Raw genomic sequence first — 15310 nt, forward strand, 5'->3', positions numbered from 1 at the left:
GCGCATTGGTAAGGTAATTTACTTGACAGTATCCTGGATCAATCAGGTACAGCCAGTTTAATTACGCATAACTTAGGTTTTCTGCAGGAATACGCCTGTTTCTGAATTTTATCATAATTTTGTCAAGTTTATTGCATTCAGACAATTTATGTGGTATGCTTTATTCGCTGTGAAGCGGGGTGTAAGTTTGAATATCTTTACAGAGCTTAGTAAAGCATTTAAAGAGTATTTACAAATTGAAAAGAATGCTTCACCATTTACCATTAAATATTATATGGAAGATTTGCATCGTTTTTTTGCTTTTTTGGATGAAGAAGCGGTCAGCCGCCTTGAGGATGTTGATCATCAGCTGATTCGCATATACCTTACAAGGCTTTATGACAATAAGTTGGGGCGAAGATCTGTGTCCCGAAAGGTATCCAGCCTTAAAAGCTTTTATCGCTACCTCGAGCGTCATAATCATGTGGAAGATAACCCGTTCATCTACGTAAGTCTTCCAAAAATCGAAAAGTCTATACCGGGATTTTTATACATGGAAGAACTGGAAAAACTGTTTGAAGTAAATGATTTAACTGATCCACTGGGGCAGCGCAACCAAGCATTGATTGAAACGCTTTATGCGACTGGCATACGTGTCAGCGAATGCCGGAGAATGAAGCTTTCGGATATTGATTTCACCATCGGTACTATGTTCATTAAAGGCAAAGGGAATAAAGAACGGTATATGCCTTTCGGCCGTTTTGCCGAAATTGCCTTGGAAACATACATAAATGATGGGAGAGAAACATTGCTGAAAAAGTCCGGTTCTGCTTCGGATGCTGTCTTTCTGAATGCAAGAGGCGGTCCGCTGACTGCCAGGGGAATCAGTACAATTTTGGATAAAATGGTCAAAAAGGCCGCTATGACCGTTCATGTACACCCACATAAATTACGTCATACATTTGCAACCCATATGTTAAATGAGGGTGCTGACCTTCGAACGGTTCAGGAGTTGCTTGGGCATGAGAATTTATCATCGACCCAGATATATACCCATGTAACCAAGGATCGTCTGCGTCAGGTATACATGAATAGTCATCCGAGAGCAAAAGGATAATCTTCTCAGGAAGAGGTGATAAATGTGGCAGCTGAGATGCATGCGACAACAATCTTCGCTGTAAAGCATAATGGTCAGTGCGCAATGAGTGGTGACGGGCAAGTTACATTGGGTAATGCCGTTGTCATGAAACATAAAGCACAAAAGGTCCGTACCTTGTATAAGGGGCAGGTTCTTGCGGGATTTGCAGGGTCTGTAGCTGATGCATTTACTTTATTTGAAAAATTTGAAGGGAAACTGGAAGCATTTGATGGTAACCTCGCCAGAGCTGCAGTGGAATTGGCAAAAGAATGGCGCAGTGACAAAGTCCTTCGCAGGCTGGAAGCTATGCTCATCGTTATGAACAAGGAAAAAATGTTTCTTGTGTCGGGAACCGGTGAGGTTATTGAGCCTGATGATGGAATTCTTGCAATTGGTTCAGGCGGGAACTATGCATTGAGTGCCGGCAGGGCATTAGTCAGACACGGGAGCGGGCTTTCAGCTAAGGAAATTGCCCAAAGAGCTCTTGAGATTGCCGGCGAAATATGTATCTATACAAATGACTATATCACTCTGGAGGTACTTGATTAATAAGGAGGCCTTTGTTAATGGGGATTGATTATACTCCCAAACAAATCGTGGAGCAGCTGGATCACTATATAGTAGGTCAGTCGGAGGCCAAAAAATCAGTTGCCGTGGCGTTGAGAAACCGATACCGCCGGATGAAGCTTGACGAAAAAATCAAAGATGAGATCGTACCGAAAAATATTTTGATGATCGGCCCTACCGGGGTCGGGAAAACTGAGATTGCGCGACGGCTGGCAAGTATGGTTAGTGCGCCTTTTGTAAAAGTTGAAGCGACCAAATTTACTGAGGTTGGCTACGTTGGCCGTGATGTTGAATCAATGGTACGTGATTTGGTGGAAATGTCTTTGCGTATGGTCAAGGAAGAAAAAATGAGTGAAGTAAAAGATCGTGCGGAAGGTGAAGCAAATAAAAGACTTGTCGAACTGCTTGTGCCACAGGAAAAAAAACAAAACAATATGAAAAACCCGTTTGAAATGTTGTTTTCGGCGCAGGAAGATACTGATGACGATTCTGAATCGGCACCAAAAGACGATGAAATCAGAAATAAGCGGAAGCGGGTAGAACACCAGCTAGCGTTGGGGGAATTAGAAGATCGGATTGTAACGGTTGAGATTGAGGAATTGCCGCCGTCGATGTTTGACATGCTCCAGGGTTCAGGAATGGAACAAATGGGTATGAATATGCAGGATGCGCTTGGCCAGTTCATGCCGAAAAAGAAGAAGACACGAAAACTTCCTGTATCTGAAGCGAGAAAAGTACTGACAACCCAGGAAGCCCAAAAGCTTGTTGATATGGAAGAAGCAGCGCAGGAGGCAATCAACCGTGCTGAGCAGTCCGGGATATTATTTATTGACGAGATTGATAAAGTCACCGGAGAACAAGGCGGCAGTTCAGCAAATGTATCACGTGAAGGCGTACAGCGTGATATATTGCCGATTGTTGAAGGATCCACGGTTGTTACAAAGCATGGACCCGTCAAGACGAACCATATGCTGTTTATTGCAGCGGGTGCATTCCATACAGCAAAACCATCCGATTTGATACCGGAACTCCAGGGGCGATTCCCAATCCGTGTTGAGCTGGAGAAGCTGGTTGTTGAAGATTTTAAACGGATTTTAAAGGAGCCATCCAATGCCTTATTGAAACAATATTCAGCATTATTAAAAACAGAAGGTATAAACGTTGTGTTTACAGACCAAGCTGTAAATAGATTGGCAGAAATTGCCTTTCAGGTTAATCAGGAAACGGATAACATTGGTGCAAGAAGACTCCATACGATACTTGAAAAGCTTCTTGAAGACTTATCGTTTGAAGCCCCTGACATTAACATGGATACGGTTGAGATTACGGATGGCTATGTGGACGAAAAACTAAGCAACATCATAAAAAATAAAGATCTAAGTCAATTTATTCTTTAAGTGTATGAAATGGAGGAACTAAAATGGAACTTTTGGAACGCGCAAGAAAAATTAATGCAATGCTGCAGAAAACAACGGGCAAATCGGTGAACTTCAACGATATGTCTGCCACACTCAGAGATGTCATCAAAGGAAATATCTTCATAGTCAGCAGACGAGGTAAGCTGTTGGGTTACGCGATTAATCAGGAAATTGAAAATGAGCGAATGAAATCGATGCTCGAAGAAAGACAATTCCCTGAAGAGTATACACATGGCTTGTTCAATATCTATGAAACAACTGCAAACTTGGATATTGACAGCCCGTTCACAGCGTTCCCGGTAGAAAATCGTGAGTTATTCAAGAGTGGCTTGACTACTATTGTCCCAATAATTGGCGGCGGTGAACGGCTGGGAACTCTTGTGTTAAGCAGGCTCTCAGATAGTTTCGGTGAAGACGATTTGCTTCTCGGTGAATACGGTGCGACTGTTGTCGGAATGGAAATCCTGCATGAAAAAACAGAAGAAATTGAAGTCGAAGCCAGGAGTAAGGCTGTTGTACAAATGGCAATCAGCTCACTATCATACAGTGAACTGGAAGCAATCGATCATATCTTTGAAGAACTTAACGGGTCCGAAGGCTTGCTTGTTGCCAGTAAGATAGCCGACAGAGTCGGGATCACCAGATCGGTTATCGTTAACGCCCTAAGAAAACTTGAGAGTGCCGGCGTTATTGAATCCCGTTCACTTGGTATGAAAGGAACGTATATCAAAGTACTAAATGATAAGTTCCTTGTTGAATTGGAAAAGCTTCGTTCCAGATAAGAGTTCTTTAAACGGTTATCACACGATAACCGTTTTTTAGAGAGCTGAGACATATCAATAATGTCTTGCCCCCATGAGTGTAACTAAGATTTTTAAATTAAGAGAGCCTAAATGTATGACCAGGCGCAGCTCATACGCCGACTGAACTGCACCTGGACGTGCCAGAGCTGATTTTAAAAAATGACAAGAAACCGCATAATAATCCTTGATTGGTCATGATTGTTATGATATATTTACTTTTGGTGTAATACTGTGTTCACAATTGGACGTGGACATAAATACACACGCTCAGTTATTTGCATGCTGGGTGCCATTTTTAGGAATGGTCTTTATGCAAAGATGATCTGAAGCGGAGGAAAAAACCATTAGGAGGAATTTTTAATGTCAGTAATTTCTATGAAGCAATTGCTGGAAGCTGGTGTACATTTTGGACATCAGACACGCCGTTGGAATCCAAAGATGAAAAAATACATCTTTACAGAACGTAACGGGATTTATATCATTGACCTGCAAAAAACGGTCAAGAAAGTTGACGAAGCGTATAATTATGTAAAAGACATTGCTGCAAATGGCGGCTCAGTTCTTTTCGTAGGTACAAAGAAACAGGCGCAGGATTCTGTTCGCGATGAAGCAACCCGTTCCGGTATGTTTTATGTGAACCAGCGCTGGCTGGGCGGAACGTTGACGAACTTTCAGACGATCCGAAAGCGTATCAACCGCTTGAAGGATATTGAACGAATGGAAGAGGATGGCACTTTCGATGTGCTTCCTAAAAAAGAAGTTGTCGGCCTGATGAAAGAAAAAGACCGTCTTGTTAAGTTTTTAGGCGGAATCAAAGAAATGAACAAGCTTCCGGACGCTATGTTTGTGATCGATCCACGCAAAGAGCGTATTGCAATTGCCGAAGCACATAAATTGAATATCCCGATTATCGCAATGGTTGATACAAATTGCGATCCAGATGAAATTGATTTTGTGATTCCGGCAAATGATGATGCAATTCGTGCTGTGAAGCTGATGACTTCCAAAATGGCAGATGCTATTCTAGAAGTAAAACAAGGCGAAGAAACAGAAGAAGTGCAAACCGAAGAAGCACAGTCTGAAGAAGAGGAAGCAGTTACCGCAGAAACTGAAACAAATAAAGAATAGCAATGTAAAAAGGACAGGTGATAAGGGGATAGAGCCTTTTATCACCTTTTTTTCAAGGAAATAAATAATTGAATATCAAGGAGGAGTTATTATGGCGATTACGGCAAAATTAGTTAAAGACCTTCGTGAGAAAACCGGTGCTGGAATGATGGATTGTAAAAAAGCCCTTCAGGAAACTGACGGTGATATGGATAAGGCAATTGAATTCCTGCGTGAAAAAGGAATGGCGAAAGCCGCGAAAAAAGCAGATCGTATTGCTGCTGAAGGTTTAGCGCACATTGAGCTTAACGAGAATACAGCAGTGCTTTTGGAAGTCAACTGTGAAACTGACTTTGTCACTAAAAATGAACAGTTCAAGGAATTGCTGTCGGAACTTGGCAAACACATTGCCAAACAAAAACCAGAAACAGTTGAAGAAGCCCTCAGTCAGGAACTTCATGGTGATGGCGAGATAGTCGAAAAATATATTAATGCGACTGTCGGTAAAATCGGTGAGAAAATTTCACTTCGTCGTTTCTCTTTAATGGAAAAAACAGATAATGATGCATTTGGCGCATATCTTCATATGGGTGGTGCAATCGGTGTTCTGACACTGCTTGAAGGCACTACGGACGAAGAGCTTGCTAAAGACATTGCCATGCATACTGCCGCGGTAAGCCCGCGCTATGTTTCAAGAGATGATGTTCCGGAGCAAGAAGTCAACAGCGAACGCGAAGTACTGAAGACTCAGGCATTGAATGAAGGCAAGCCTGAGCATATCGTTGAGAAAATGGTCGAGGGCCGTCTTAGCAAGTTCTTTGAAGAGATTTGCCTCCTGGAACAAAACTTTGTAAAGGATCCGGATCAGAAAGTGAAAAAATATGTATCTGATAAAGGTGCATCAGTCAAAACGTTCACCCGCTATGCAGTAGGTGAAGGTATGGAAAAACGCGAAGAAAACTTTGCTGAAGAAGTCAAGAACCAAATGAAAAAATAGTGAATCAGAAACGGAATGGGGGAACACGGTATGGTGGTTCCCTATTTCGCTAATACATGAGAATTACAGCGACAAGACCTTTATTGATACTTAATAACACTATAATCCCGATGGAGGTAATCATGACAACAGCTCGATACCGTAGAATTGTGTTAAAATTAAGTGGTGAAGCATTAAGCGGTGACCAGAGCTATGGCATTGAACCACAGGTGATCCAATCGGTTGCATCTCAGATTAAAGAGGTTGCTGAATTGGGTGTGGAAGTAGCTGTAGTCGTTGGCGGCGGTAATATCTGGCGCGGCAAAGTCGGAAGTGAAATGGGGATGGATCGTGCCACAGCTGACTACATGGGCATGCTAGCTACCATTATGAACTCCCTTGCACTTCAGGATAGTCTAGAGAATAACGGTATTCCGACACGTGTTCAAACATCGATTGAAATGCGCCAGGTGGCGGAACCTTATATAAGGAGAAAAGCAATACGCCATCTTGAAAAGAAGCGTGTTGTCATTTTTGCTGCCGGAACAGGAAACCCTTATTTTTCAACTGATACAACAGCGGCATTACGGGCTGCTGAAATTGAGGCTGAAGTCATTCTAATGGCTAAAAATAACGTTGATGGTGTGTATTCCGACGATCCGAAAGTTAATAAAGCCGCGGAAAAATATACAAAGATTTCGTATATGGAGATGCTGAGTGAAGGCCTTGCGGTTATGGACTCAACCGCGTCATCATTGTGTATGGATAATGATATTCAATTAATCGTTTTCTCCATCACTGAAGAAGGAAATATTAAACGTGTCGTTCAAGGCGAACCAATTGGTACAACAATAAAGGGGGACTGATCATGTCCGATCAAATAATCAAGGATACACGTAGTAAAATGGAGCAGGCTGTGCAGGCTTTTTCTAAAAATCTGGCAACAATACGCGCAGGACGGGCAAACCCGGCAATCCTGGACAGTGTTATTGTCGATTATTATGGGGCCGCAACACCGCTGAACCAGCTGGCAACGATTTCTGCACCGGAAGCAAGGCTTCTGGTTATTACACCATTTGACAAATCGTCAGTGAGTAATATTGAAAAAGCAATCCAAAAAGCTGATTTAGGCTTATCTCCGTCCAGTGACGGCAATGTGATTCGGATTAACATTCCCGCACTGACGGAAGAACGCCGGAAAGATTTGGTGAAAGTGGTCGGAAAGTACGCAGAAGAAGCACGTGTGCAGGTGAGAAATGTCCGGCGTGAAGCCAATGATCAACTGAAGAAACTAGAGAAGAATGGCGATCTGACAGAAGATGATCTAAAAAAACAACAAGAAAATGTTCAAAAAGAAACAGATAAACAAATTAATAAAATTGATGAGTACGTTAAAAACAAAGAAAAGGAAATATTGGAAGTCTAAGGATGAAGGTTTAGTCAAATAAGCTGCTGTGGCCCTCTTGTCTAAGAGGGCTTTTGTTTCCACCGGCATAAAATCGTCCGGATGTGAAGAACTTGAATCCGGGAGTTCCTTAAAGTACAGGAAAAACACAGGCTTGGCACTGTTACGCCGGGTTTTTCTTATATTTTAAGGAATTCATGATAAAATTTACGGATTAAAGTGATATAATGGTAATTCAACATAATAGGATAATAATATCGTGGATTATTTTTATCCCGCATATAACTGGCAGTAAGCCCCCTACTTCAAGACGATGAGGTGAAACCAAAGGGGATAAAGGGGGGGCAGTTGTCAGTAAATGCCCGATTCTGTTCAACTAACAATCGTGGGGGTAAAGAACCTCTTGCTGATTGAAGGTTCACTTTATGATATACAGGCTTCATCAACGATATCGGAGGACAAATTATGCCAATGAAACTTCCCTTTTTTAAAAATAAAAAAACAAAGGTGAAAGAAGAAACGGAACTTGATAATATACCAGAACATGTAGCCATTATAATGGACGGCAATGGACGATGGGCAAAAAAACGCGGACTCCCCCGGATTGCTGGTCATAAAGAAGGCATGGAGGTTGTTAAAAGAATCGTTAAGACGGCTGTAAACTGTCATGTTGAGGTCCTGACGTTATACGCCTTTTCAACAGAAAATTGGCGCCGTCCAAAATCAGAAGTCGATTACCTTTTAGGTCTGCCCAAAGAATTTTTACATATTTACTTGCCTGAGCTGATTGAAAACAATGTCAAAATAGATACCATCGGGGATTTTGATGTACTCCCCGATCACACAAAGAAAGCAGTCCGCTATGCTAAAGAACAGACAAAAGATAATGATGGATTATTATTAAATTTTGCTTTAAACTATGGTAGTAGATTTGAAATTATACAAGCTATCAGGCAAATTATAACAGACATTGACAGTTCTGATCTTTCACTAGATAAACTTGATGAACATATATTTTCGGAGTACCTCTATACAACCGGATTATCGGATCCTGATTTATTAATTCGGACGAGCGGCGAACAGCGGTTAAGCAATTTTCTGCTCTGGCAGCTTGCTTATACGGAATTCTGGTTTACGGATGTGTTATGGCCTGATTTTACAGATGAGAAATTTAAAGAGGCATTGCATGATTACCAGCAGAGGAAACGCCGTTATGGAGGCGTATAAGGTGTTGAACGAGCTATGAAGGAACGAACCATAACAGCATTTTTGGCATTTCTCATATTTATTCCTGCAGTCGTGTTTGGCGGAATCATTTTTCAATTATTTGTTTACTTGTTGGCATCGATAGCATTGTTCGAGTTAATCCGTATGCGTCAAATAGGTCATTATTATACTCCGGCCATATTTGCGCTTCTGGCATTATGGCTATTGCTGCTTCCTGAGTCGTCGCACTTGTTACTTGGAATGGAAAAAATAGAAGCATTTATGATTTTTGTTTTATTCCTGTTGTCATATACCGTGATGGCTAAGAATAAGTTTACATTTGATGATGCTGGTTTTGTTTTGCTGGCGGTTGCTTATGTCGGAATGGGTTTCTTTTACCTGATTGACACGCGGGACGGGGAAGCTGGTGCTGGTCTGGCACATATATTTTATGTGTTAGTTGTGATTTGGGCAACCGACACAGGGGCTTATTTTTGTGGACGTGCTTTTGGCAAACATAAATTATGGCCGAAAATCAGTCCGAATAAAACAATCGAGGGGGCACTCGGCGGCATTGTACTGGCAGTTGTCATTGGTATGATTTTTCATATCGCCTTTCCATTTCGATATGATATGATAATTGTAATAGCTGTATCGATTCTGGTCTCAGTTGCTGGTCAGGCTGGCGATTTGGTGGAGTCGGCATTCAAACGCCATTATGGCGTTAAGGACTCAGGGAACTTACTGCCGGGCCATGGCGGGATCCTTGATCGGCTGGACAGTCTTTTATTCGCGTTGCCGCTTTTGCATTTCATCAACTTTTTTACGTAATAATGAGGTTAGAGAATAGGATGGAAGAGCCCGGAAGACAATAGTTTGTATCTTATATAACCTTTATCAGATAAAGGACGGTGCTTCGTTTGACCACAGTTGTAGCTTTTATATTCATGTTTGGACTACTTGTGTTTATTCATGAATTCGGTCATTTAATTTTTGCAAAAAGAGCAGGTATGCTGGCACGTGAATTCGCCATCGGCTTTGGGCCAAAAGTTTTTTCCTTTATGAAAAATGAAACGGTTTATACAATCCGCCTGCTCCCAATCGGCGGTTATGTGCGGGTAGCCGGTGAAGATCCGGAAATCATCGAACTGAAACCCGGCCAGCATATTGGCCTGGAATTCAATGATGACGGTAAAGTAAATAAAATTATTGTGAACCATAAATCAAAACATCCCAATGCGCGTATTATTGAAATAGAACATGCCGATTTGGATCATGAATTGCTTATCCAAGGGTACGAACCTGATGAAGAAGATGAGAAGTTAAACTTTCGGGTAGATCGCAAAGCATTTTTTGTGATGGATGAGGAAGAAACACAAATCGCACCATATGATCGGCAATTTGCTTCTAAAAGTGTTGGTAAACGGGGGATGCAATTATTCGCTGGTCCAATGATGAACTTTGTGCTGGCGATTGTTATATTCATTATCGTTGGATTGGTTCAGGGGGTCCCGGTTGACGAAGCAAAAATAGCTAGTGTCCAGTCTGACAGCCCGGCAGAAGAAGCTGGCCTCCAGGTTGGCGATGAAGTTGTGCAAATTAATGGAAACGCCATTTCAACCTGGGAAGAATTTACCAATATCGTTGAAAATAACCCGGGTGAAGAACTTACTATGAACGTACAGCGTGACGGTGGTACTGAGATGTTGACCATAACACCTGCCGAAATCGAGGGACAAGGTATCACAATCGGACAGGTAGGGGTCCGGCAGGCATCTGAAAAATCATTCATCAGATCATTTCCGTACGGGTTTGAACGGGCGTACGAAACGACAACGTTGATTCTTACTAACTTGACTATGCTTATAACCGGACAATTACCGATTGATGTCCTGTCCGGTCCTGTAGGAATCTATGATGCAACGGATCAGGTTGTCCAATCCGGTTTCATGACGTTCATGATGTGGACCGCGATTCTAAGCGTTAACTTAGGAATTGTTAACTTAGTACCGCTCCCGGCACTTGATGGTGGACGACTACTGTTTGTAGGAATTGAAGCCGTACGAGGCAAGCCGATTGACCCGCAAAAAGAGGGAATTGTTCATTTTGTCGGTTTTGCATTGCTGATGCTGCTGATGATTGTTGTCACATGGAATGACATCCAGCGATTATTCCTATAGGCAGTCTTCGTATTCATAGATGCGTTTCTTTTAAAAGCTAATCATTGAGTTGCTATTCTATTGGAGTTAAAATCAACAATCAGTTAAAGTGAAACCCTTGTCTATCCTCTCCGGCAGGGTTTTCCATCATTATGCCAGGATTCAACAATATCAGGAGGAACCATGATGGGGATTTCAAATCAAGAGAAAATGAATTTGCTACTGGAGCAGATGGGGATTTCCGGCGAGCATCTAGATTCTCATTTTAATGATAGTGAATTGCTCAAACTGGAAGTACATAAACAGACAAAAACGTGGCATTTCCATATTCGTCTAAACCAGGTGCTGCCAACGGAGATATATGCGATGCTGTCTGCCAAATTGCAGGAAACGTTTCAGCAATTTGCACAAATTGAAATGACACTATACACAGAGAACAAGGATTGTCCCGAAGAAACCATAATCGCTTATTGGCAGCATTTCCTGCAGTCAGTATCTAATTTATCACCGGCCTATAAAGATCTTGTACTTGAACAAGTTCCTGTGATTAACGATCATAAAATTATGTTAACCACAAGGAATGAAGCTGAGGGCAATGCACTTAAAAAGCGTCTTGAAAAGCCGTTTCAGGATTTTTGCCGAAGAATTGGTGCACCAGTGTTATCAATGGCAATAGAGGTTAAAAATGAAGCCGGCGAAATGAAAAAGTTCAGAGAGCAAAAAGCACTTGAAGACCAGGAATTAGTTTTGAAAACCATGCAGCAAAAAGAAAAGCGTGATCAGAACCGTCAGCAGGCTGAACAAAATAAGCCAGTCATGCTTGGTTATAAAATTCAGGACGAGCCGATACAAATGGAAGAGATTCAGGATGAGGAGCGGCGTGTTACGGTACAAGGCTATGTTTTCTCATCGGAAATTCGTCAGCTGCGTTCCGGGAGAAGCTTATTGATTGTTAAAGCGACTGACTATACTGATTCACTACAGATTAAAATGTTTTCCAAAGGTGATGACGATGCTCACGTCTTTGAACAACTGCAGGAAGGTATGTGGATTAAGGCCAGAGGCAGTATTCAGACGGATATGTATACGAATGAATTAGCCATGATGGCCAATGATATACACGAGGTTAAGGTAGAGACACGCAAAGACGAAGCAAATGATGACGAAAAACGCATTGAATTTCATGCGCATACTACAATGAGCCAGCTGGATGCTGTTGTTTCACCATCAGCACTTGTTGAGCATGCAGCAAGATGGGGGCATAAAGCGATTGCGATCACTGATCATGGCGGTGTTCAGGGCTTTCCTGAAGCCCATGCTGCCGGGAAAAAACACGGTCTTAAAGTGTTATACGGCGTTGAGGCTAATTTAGTTGATGACGGTGTTCCGATTGCCTACAATGAAAGTGATACCGGTTTGGCAGAAGGTACATACGTTGTGTTTGACGTTGAGACAACAGGGCTTTCTGCTGTTTATGACACAATTATTGAACTTGCTGCTGTAAAAATCCATCAGGGTGAGGTGGTTGACCGGTTTGAGTCATTCGCAAACCCGCACCATCCACTGTCCCAAACGACGATAGATCTGACCGGAATTACGGATGATATGGTCAAAGATGCACCTGAAATTGATAAGGTTCTAAAGGACTTCCATGAGTGGATGGAGGATAGCATCCTGGTAGCCCATAACGCGAGTTTTGATATCGGCTTTTTAAATCAGGGGTTTCAGAGGATAGATTATGACAAAACAGCTAATCCCGTTATCGATACTCTTGAGCTCTCACGCTTCTTGTATCCGGAGTTGAAGAATCATCGGCTGAATACGATGTGCAAGCATTTGGATATCGAATTGACTCAGCACCATCGCGCAATCTATGATGCAGAAGCCACAGGTTATTTATTGTGGAAGCTTGTACAAGGGTTGCTTGAAAAAGAAATTTCCATTCATAATCAATTAAACAATCATATGGGTGAAGGAGATGCCTATAAACGCTCACGGCCGTCACATTGCACATTAATCGCCCGTACACAGGAAGGTTTAAAAAATTTATACAAGCTGGTCTCCTACGCCCATGTCAATTATTTTTACCGGGTACCGCGGATTCCAAGATCACTGCTTCAGAAACACCGGAATGGTATACTTGTCGGATCTGCCTGTGATCAGGGGGAAGTTTTTGAAACGATGATGCAGAAGTCGGCGGATGAAGCTGAGAAAGCAGCCGGTTTCTATGATTATATCGAAGTGCAGCCGCCTTCAAACTATGCTCACCTGATTGAGAAGGAGCTCGTTCAGAATGAGTCACAAATTCTGGATATTATTTCAAAATTGACTGAAATGGGCGAACGTATGAACAAACCTGTCCTGGCAACAGGAAATGTTCATCATCTTGAAAAACATGATAAAATCTACCGGCAAGTTCTAATCGCATCCCAAGCCGGTAATCCATTAAATAGGCAAACACTGCCCGATACATCATTCCGGACAACCAGTGAAATGATTGATTGTTTTGATTTTCTAGGTAAAGCGAAAGCAAAGGAAATCGTGGTCGATAATACAAAGGCATTGGCGGGTGAAATTGAAGAGGTCTCACCGGTCCAGGATGGTCTGTATACGCCGACAATCGAAGGCGCTGAACAGGAAATACGTGATCTTTGCTACGATCGTGCCAAAGCAATTTACGGTGATCCGGTTCCGGAAATCGTAACGGACAGACTTGAAAAAGAGCTTACCAGCATTATCGGACATGGTTTCTCGGTTATTTACCTGATTTCGCATAAACTGGTTAAAAAATCGCTTGATGATGGATATCTGGTGGGGTCGCGCGGGTCGGTCGGTTCGTCCCTAGTGGCCACCATGTCGGAAATTACCGAAGTCAATCCATTGCCGCCGCATTATGTCTGTGCCGAATGTCATTATCATGAATTTATAACAGACGGATCGATCGGCAGCGGTTTTGATTTAGAAGATAAGACATGTCCTGAATGCGGCAGGCCGTTAACAAAAGACGGCCATGATATTCCATTTGAGACGTTTCTCGGTTTTAAGGGTGATAAAGTACCGGATATCGATTTGAATTTCTCGGGAGAATACCAGCCGAGAGCACATAATTACACAAAGGTTTTATTCGGTGAAGAGAAAGTCTTTCGTGCCGGAACGATCGGCACCATTGCTGAAAAGACGGCCTATGGTTATGTGAAAGGCTATGCATCTGATAAGCAGCTGGTTTATAAAAATGCTGAAATCGACCGGCTTGTGCAAGGCTGTACGGGTGTGAAGCGGACAACCGGTCAGCACCCGGGAGGAATAATAGTTGTTCCTGAGGATAAGGAGATTTTCGACTTTACACCGATTCAATACCCGGCTGATGACCGGAACAGTGAGTGGCAGACGACCCATTTTGACTTCCATTCGATTGATGATAATTTGCTGAAACTGGATATACTCGGACACGATGATCCAACTGTGATCCGGATGCTGCAAGATTTGAGCGGAATTGATCCAAAAACAATTCCGACAGATGATGAAGAAGTTATGAAGATATTCTCCGGTCCGGAATCATTGGGTGTTACGCCTGAACAGATCAATTGTAAAACAGGCACATTGGGAGTCCCGGAGTTCGGTACACGGTTTGTCCGTCAGATGCTCGAGGATACGAAACCGAACACATTTGCCGAACTTGTTATTATATCAGGTCTGTCGCATGGCACTGATGTTTGGCTTGGTAATGCAGAAGAGCTGATTAATGATGGTATTTGTGAATTGCCCGATGTTATCGGCTGCCGTGATGACATTATGGTTTATCTGCTGTACAAAGGTCTCGAACCGTCTCTTGCCTTTACCATTATGGAATATGTGCGTAAGGGCAGGGGGTTGAAGGACGAATGGATCGAGGAAATGAAAAAGCATGGTGTTCCAGATTGGTACATTGAATCATGCAAAAAGATTAAATATATGTTTCCAAAAGCCCATGCTGCCGCTTATGTCCTTATGGCCGTACGCATCGCCTATTTTAAAGTGCATTATCCTATTTATTTCTATGCAGCTTACTTTTCAGTGCGGGCTGGTGATTTTGAATTGGACACAATGGTTAAAGGATCCAATGCCATCAGGCAGCGGATTGAAGCAATCATGGCCAAAGGTATTGATGCCTCACCAAAAGAGAAAAGTCTTCTGACTGTCCTGGAAGTGGCCCTGGAAATGTGTGAACGAGGCTATTCATTCCAGAAGGTTGATTTATATCAATCTAAAGCTTCGGAATTTATTGTGGACGGTAATTCTTTGATTCCGCCATTTGACGCAGTCGATGGTCTCGGTACGAATGCAGCGCTAAATGTTGTTAAAGCACGTGAAGATGGTGAGTTCTTGTCAAAAGAGGATCTTCGCCAGCGCAGTAAAATTTCCAAAACAGTGCTGGAATATCTTGATAGTCATGGCTGCTTAGAGGGGATGGCTGAAAAAAATCAGTTATCGCTGTTTTAGACTGGCTTATATACGCCAATAGCCAACTTCTTGCAACATAAAGTCCAATATGATATAGTTCTATTGGTAAGCA

The 15310-nt window shown here is 42.4% G+C and carries 12 protein-coding genes; all 12 read left to right on the forward strand.

The window, feature by feature from the left end:
- Positions 1-187 precede the first annotated feature (187 nt).
- The 12 genes from xerC (at position 188) to ON01_RS08790 (ending at position 15237) form a co-directional block, all read left to right on the forward strand.
- The gene (gene xerC, locus ON01_RS08735) at positions 188-1096 is read left to right on the forward strand and encodes a tyrosine recombinase XerC (protein WP_010530649.1); all 909 of its coding nucleotides are present in this window, start codon (positions 188-190) and stop codon (positions 1094-1096) included.
- 24 nt (positions 1097-1120) lie between these two features.
- A complete protein-coding gene (hslV, locus tag ON01_RS08740) occupies positions 1121-1666 on the forward strand; it encodes an ATP-dependent protease subunit HslV (RefSeq protein ID WP_010530650.1) in 546 nt (181 codons plus the stop codon).
- 17 nt (positions 1667-1683) lie between these two features.
- Positions 1684-3081 carry an ATP-dependent protease ATPase subunit HslU gene (gene hslU / locus ON01_RS08745; RefSeq protein ID WP_010530651.1) on the forward strand — a complete coding sequence of 466 codons (1398 nt, stop codon included), beginning with the start codon at positions 1684-1686 and terminating at the stop codon, positions 3079-3081.
- A gap of 23 nt (positions 3082-3104) precedes the next feature.
- A complete protein-coding gene (codY, locus tag ON01_RS08750) occupies positions 3105-3884 on the forward strand; it encodes a GTP-sensing pleiotropic transcriptional regulator CodY (RefSeq protein WP_010530652.1) in 780 nt (259 codons plus the stop codon).
- 381 nt (positions 3885-4265) lie between these two features.
- The gene (gene rpsB / locus ON01_RS08755; RefSeq protein WP_010530653.1) at positions 4266-5033 is read left to right on the forward strand and encodes a 30S ribosomal protein S2; all 768 of its coding nucleotides are present in this window, start codon (positions 4266-4268) and stop codon (positions 5031-5033) included.
- Between the two features lie 91 nt (positions 5034-5124).
- Positions 5125-6009, forward strand: a complete 885-nt coding sequence (gene tsf, locus ON01_RS08760; protein ID WP_010530654.1) for a translation elongation factor Ts — start codon at positions 5125-5127, stop codon at positions 6007-6009.
- A gap of 122 nt (positions 6010-6131) precedes the next feature.
- A complete protein-coding gene (pyrH, locus tag ON01_RS08765) occupies positions 6132-6854 on the forward strand; it encodes a UMP kinase (protein ID WP_010530655.1) in 723 nt (240 codons plus the stop codon).
- Positions 6855-6856: 2 nt separating this feature from the next.
- Positions 6857-7414, forward strand: a complete 558-nt coding sequence (gene frr, locus ON01_RS08770) for a ribosome recycling factor (RefSeq protein WP_010530656.1) — start codon at positions 6857-6859, stop codon at positions 7412-7414.
- 444 nt (positions 7415-7858) lie between these two features.
- Entirely contained in the window at positions 7859-8620 is a 762-nt protein-coding gene (locus ON01_RS08775) for an undecaprenyl pyrophosphate synthase (protein ID WP_010530657.1), read from the forward strand.
- A 15-nt stretch (positions 8621-8635) separates the two neighbouring features.
- Complete coding sequence (locus ON01_RS08780) at positions 8636-9430, forward strand: phosphatidate cytidylyltransferase (protein WP_010530658.1); 795 nt, start codon at positions 8636-8638, stop codon at positions 9428-9430.
- Positions 9431-9519: 89 nt separating this feature from the next.
- A complete protein-coding gene (gene rseP, locus ON01_RS08785; RefSeq protein WP_010530659.1) occupies positions 9520-10779 on the forward strand; it encodes an RIP metalloprotease RseP in 1260 nt (419 codons plus the stop codon).
- 165 nt (positions 10780-10944) lie between these two features.
- On the forward strand, positions 10945-15237 hold the full coding sequence (locus tag ON01_RS08790; protein ID WP_010530660.1) for a PolC-type DNA polymerase III: 4293 nt from the start codon (positions 10945-10947) through the stop codon (positions 15235-15237).
- Positions 15238-15310: the final 73 nt, after the last annotated feature.

It is taken from the genome of Lentibacillus jeotgali, from assembly GCF_000224785.1.
GTDB classification, from domain to species: Bacteria; Bacillota; Bacilli; order Bacillales; family Amphibacillaceae; genus Lentibacillus; species Lentibacillus jeotgali.

Excerpts from the sequence above, each read along its gene's own strand:
- ON01_RS08775 (WP_010530657.1), top strand. The coding sequence starts at position 7,859 with ATGCCAATGAAACTTCCCTTTTTTAAAAATAAAAAAACAAAGGTGAAA.
- ON01_RS08780 (WP_010530658.1), top strand. The coding sequence starts at position 8,636 with ATGAAGGAACGAACCATAACAGCATTTTTGGCATTTCTCATATTTATT.
- ON01_RS08790 (WP_010530660.1), top strand. The coding sequence starts at position 10,945 with ATGGGGATTTCAAATCAAGAGAAAATGAATTTGCTACTGGAGCAGATG.
- pyrH (WP_010530655.1), top strand. The coding sequence starts at position 6,132 with ATGACAACAGCTCGATACCGTAGAATTGTGTTAAAATTAAGTGGTGAA.
- rpsB (WP_010530653.1), top strand. The coding sequence starts at position 4,266 with ATGTCAGTAATTTCTATGAAGCAATTGCTGGAAGCTGGTGTACATTTT.
- codY (WP_010530652.1), top strand. The coding sequence starts at position 3,105 with ATGGAACTTTTGGAACGCGCAAGAAAAATTAATGCAATGCTGCAGAAA.
- hslU (WP_010530651.1), top strand. The coding sequence starts at position 1,684 with ATGGGGATTGATTATACTCCCAAACAAATCGTGGAGCAGCTGGATCAC.
- tsf (WP_010530654.1), top strand. The coding sequence starts at position 5,125 with ATGGCGATTACGGCAAAATTAGTTAAAGACCTTCGTGAGAAAACCGGT.
- frr (WP_010530656.1), top strand. The coding sequence starts at position 6,857 with ATGTCCGATCAAATAATCAAGGATACACGTAGTAAAATGGAGCAGGCT.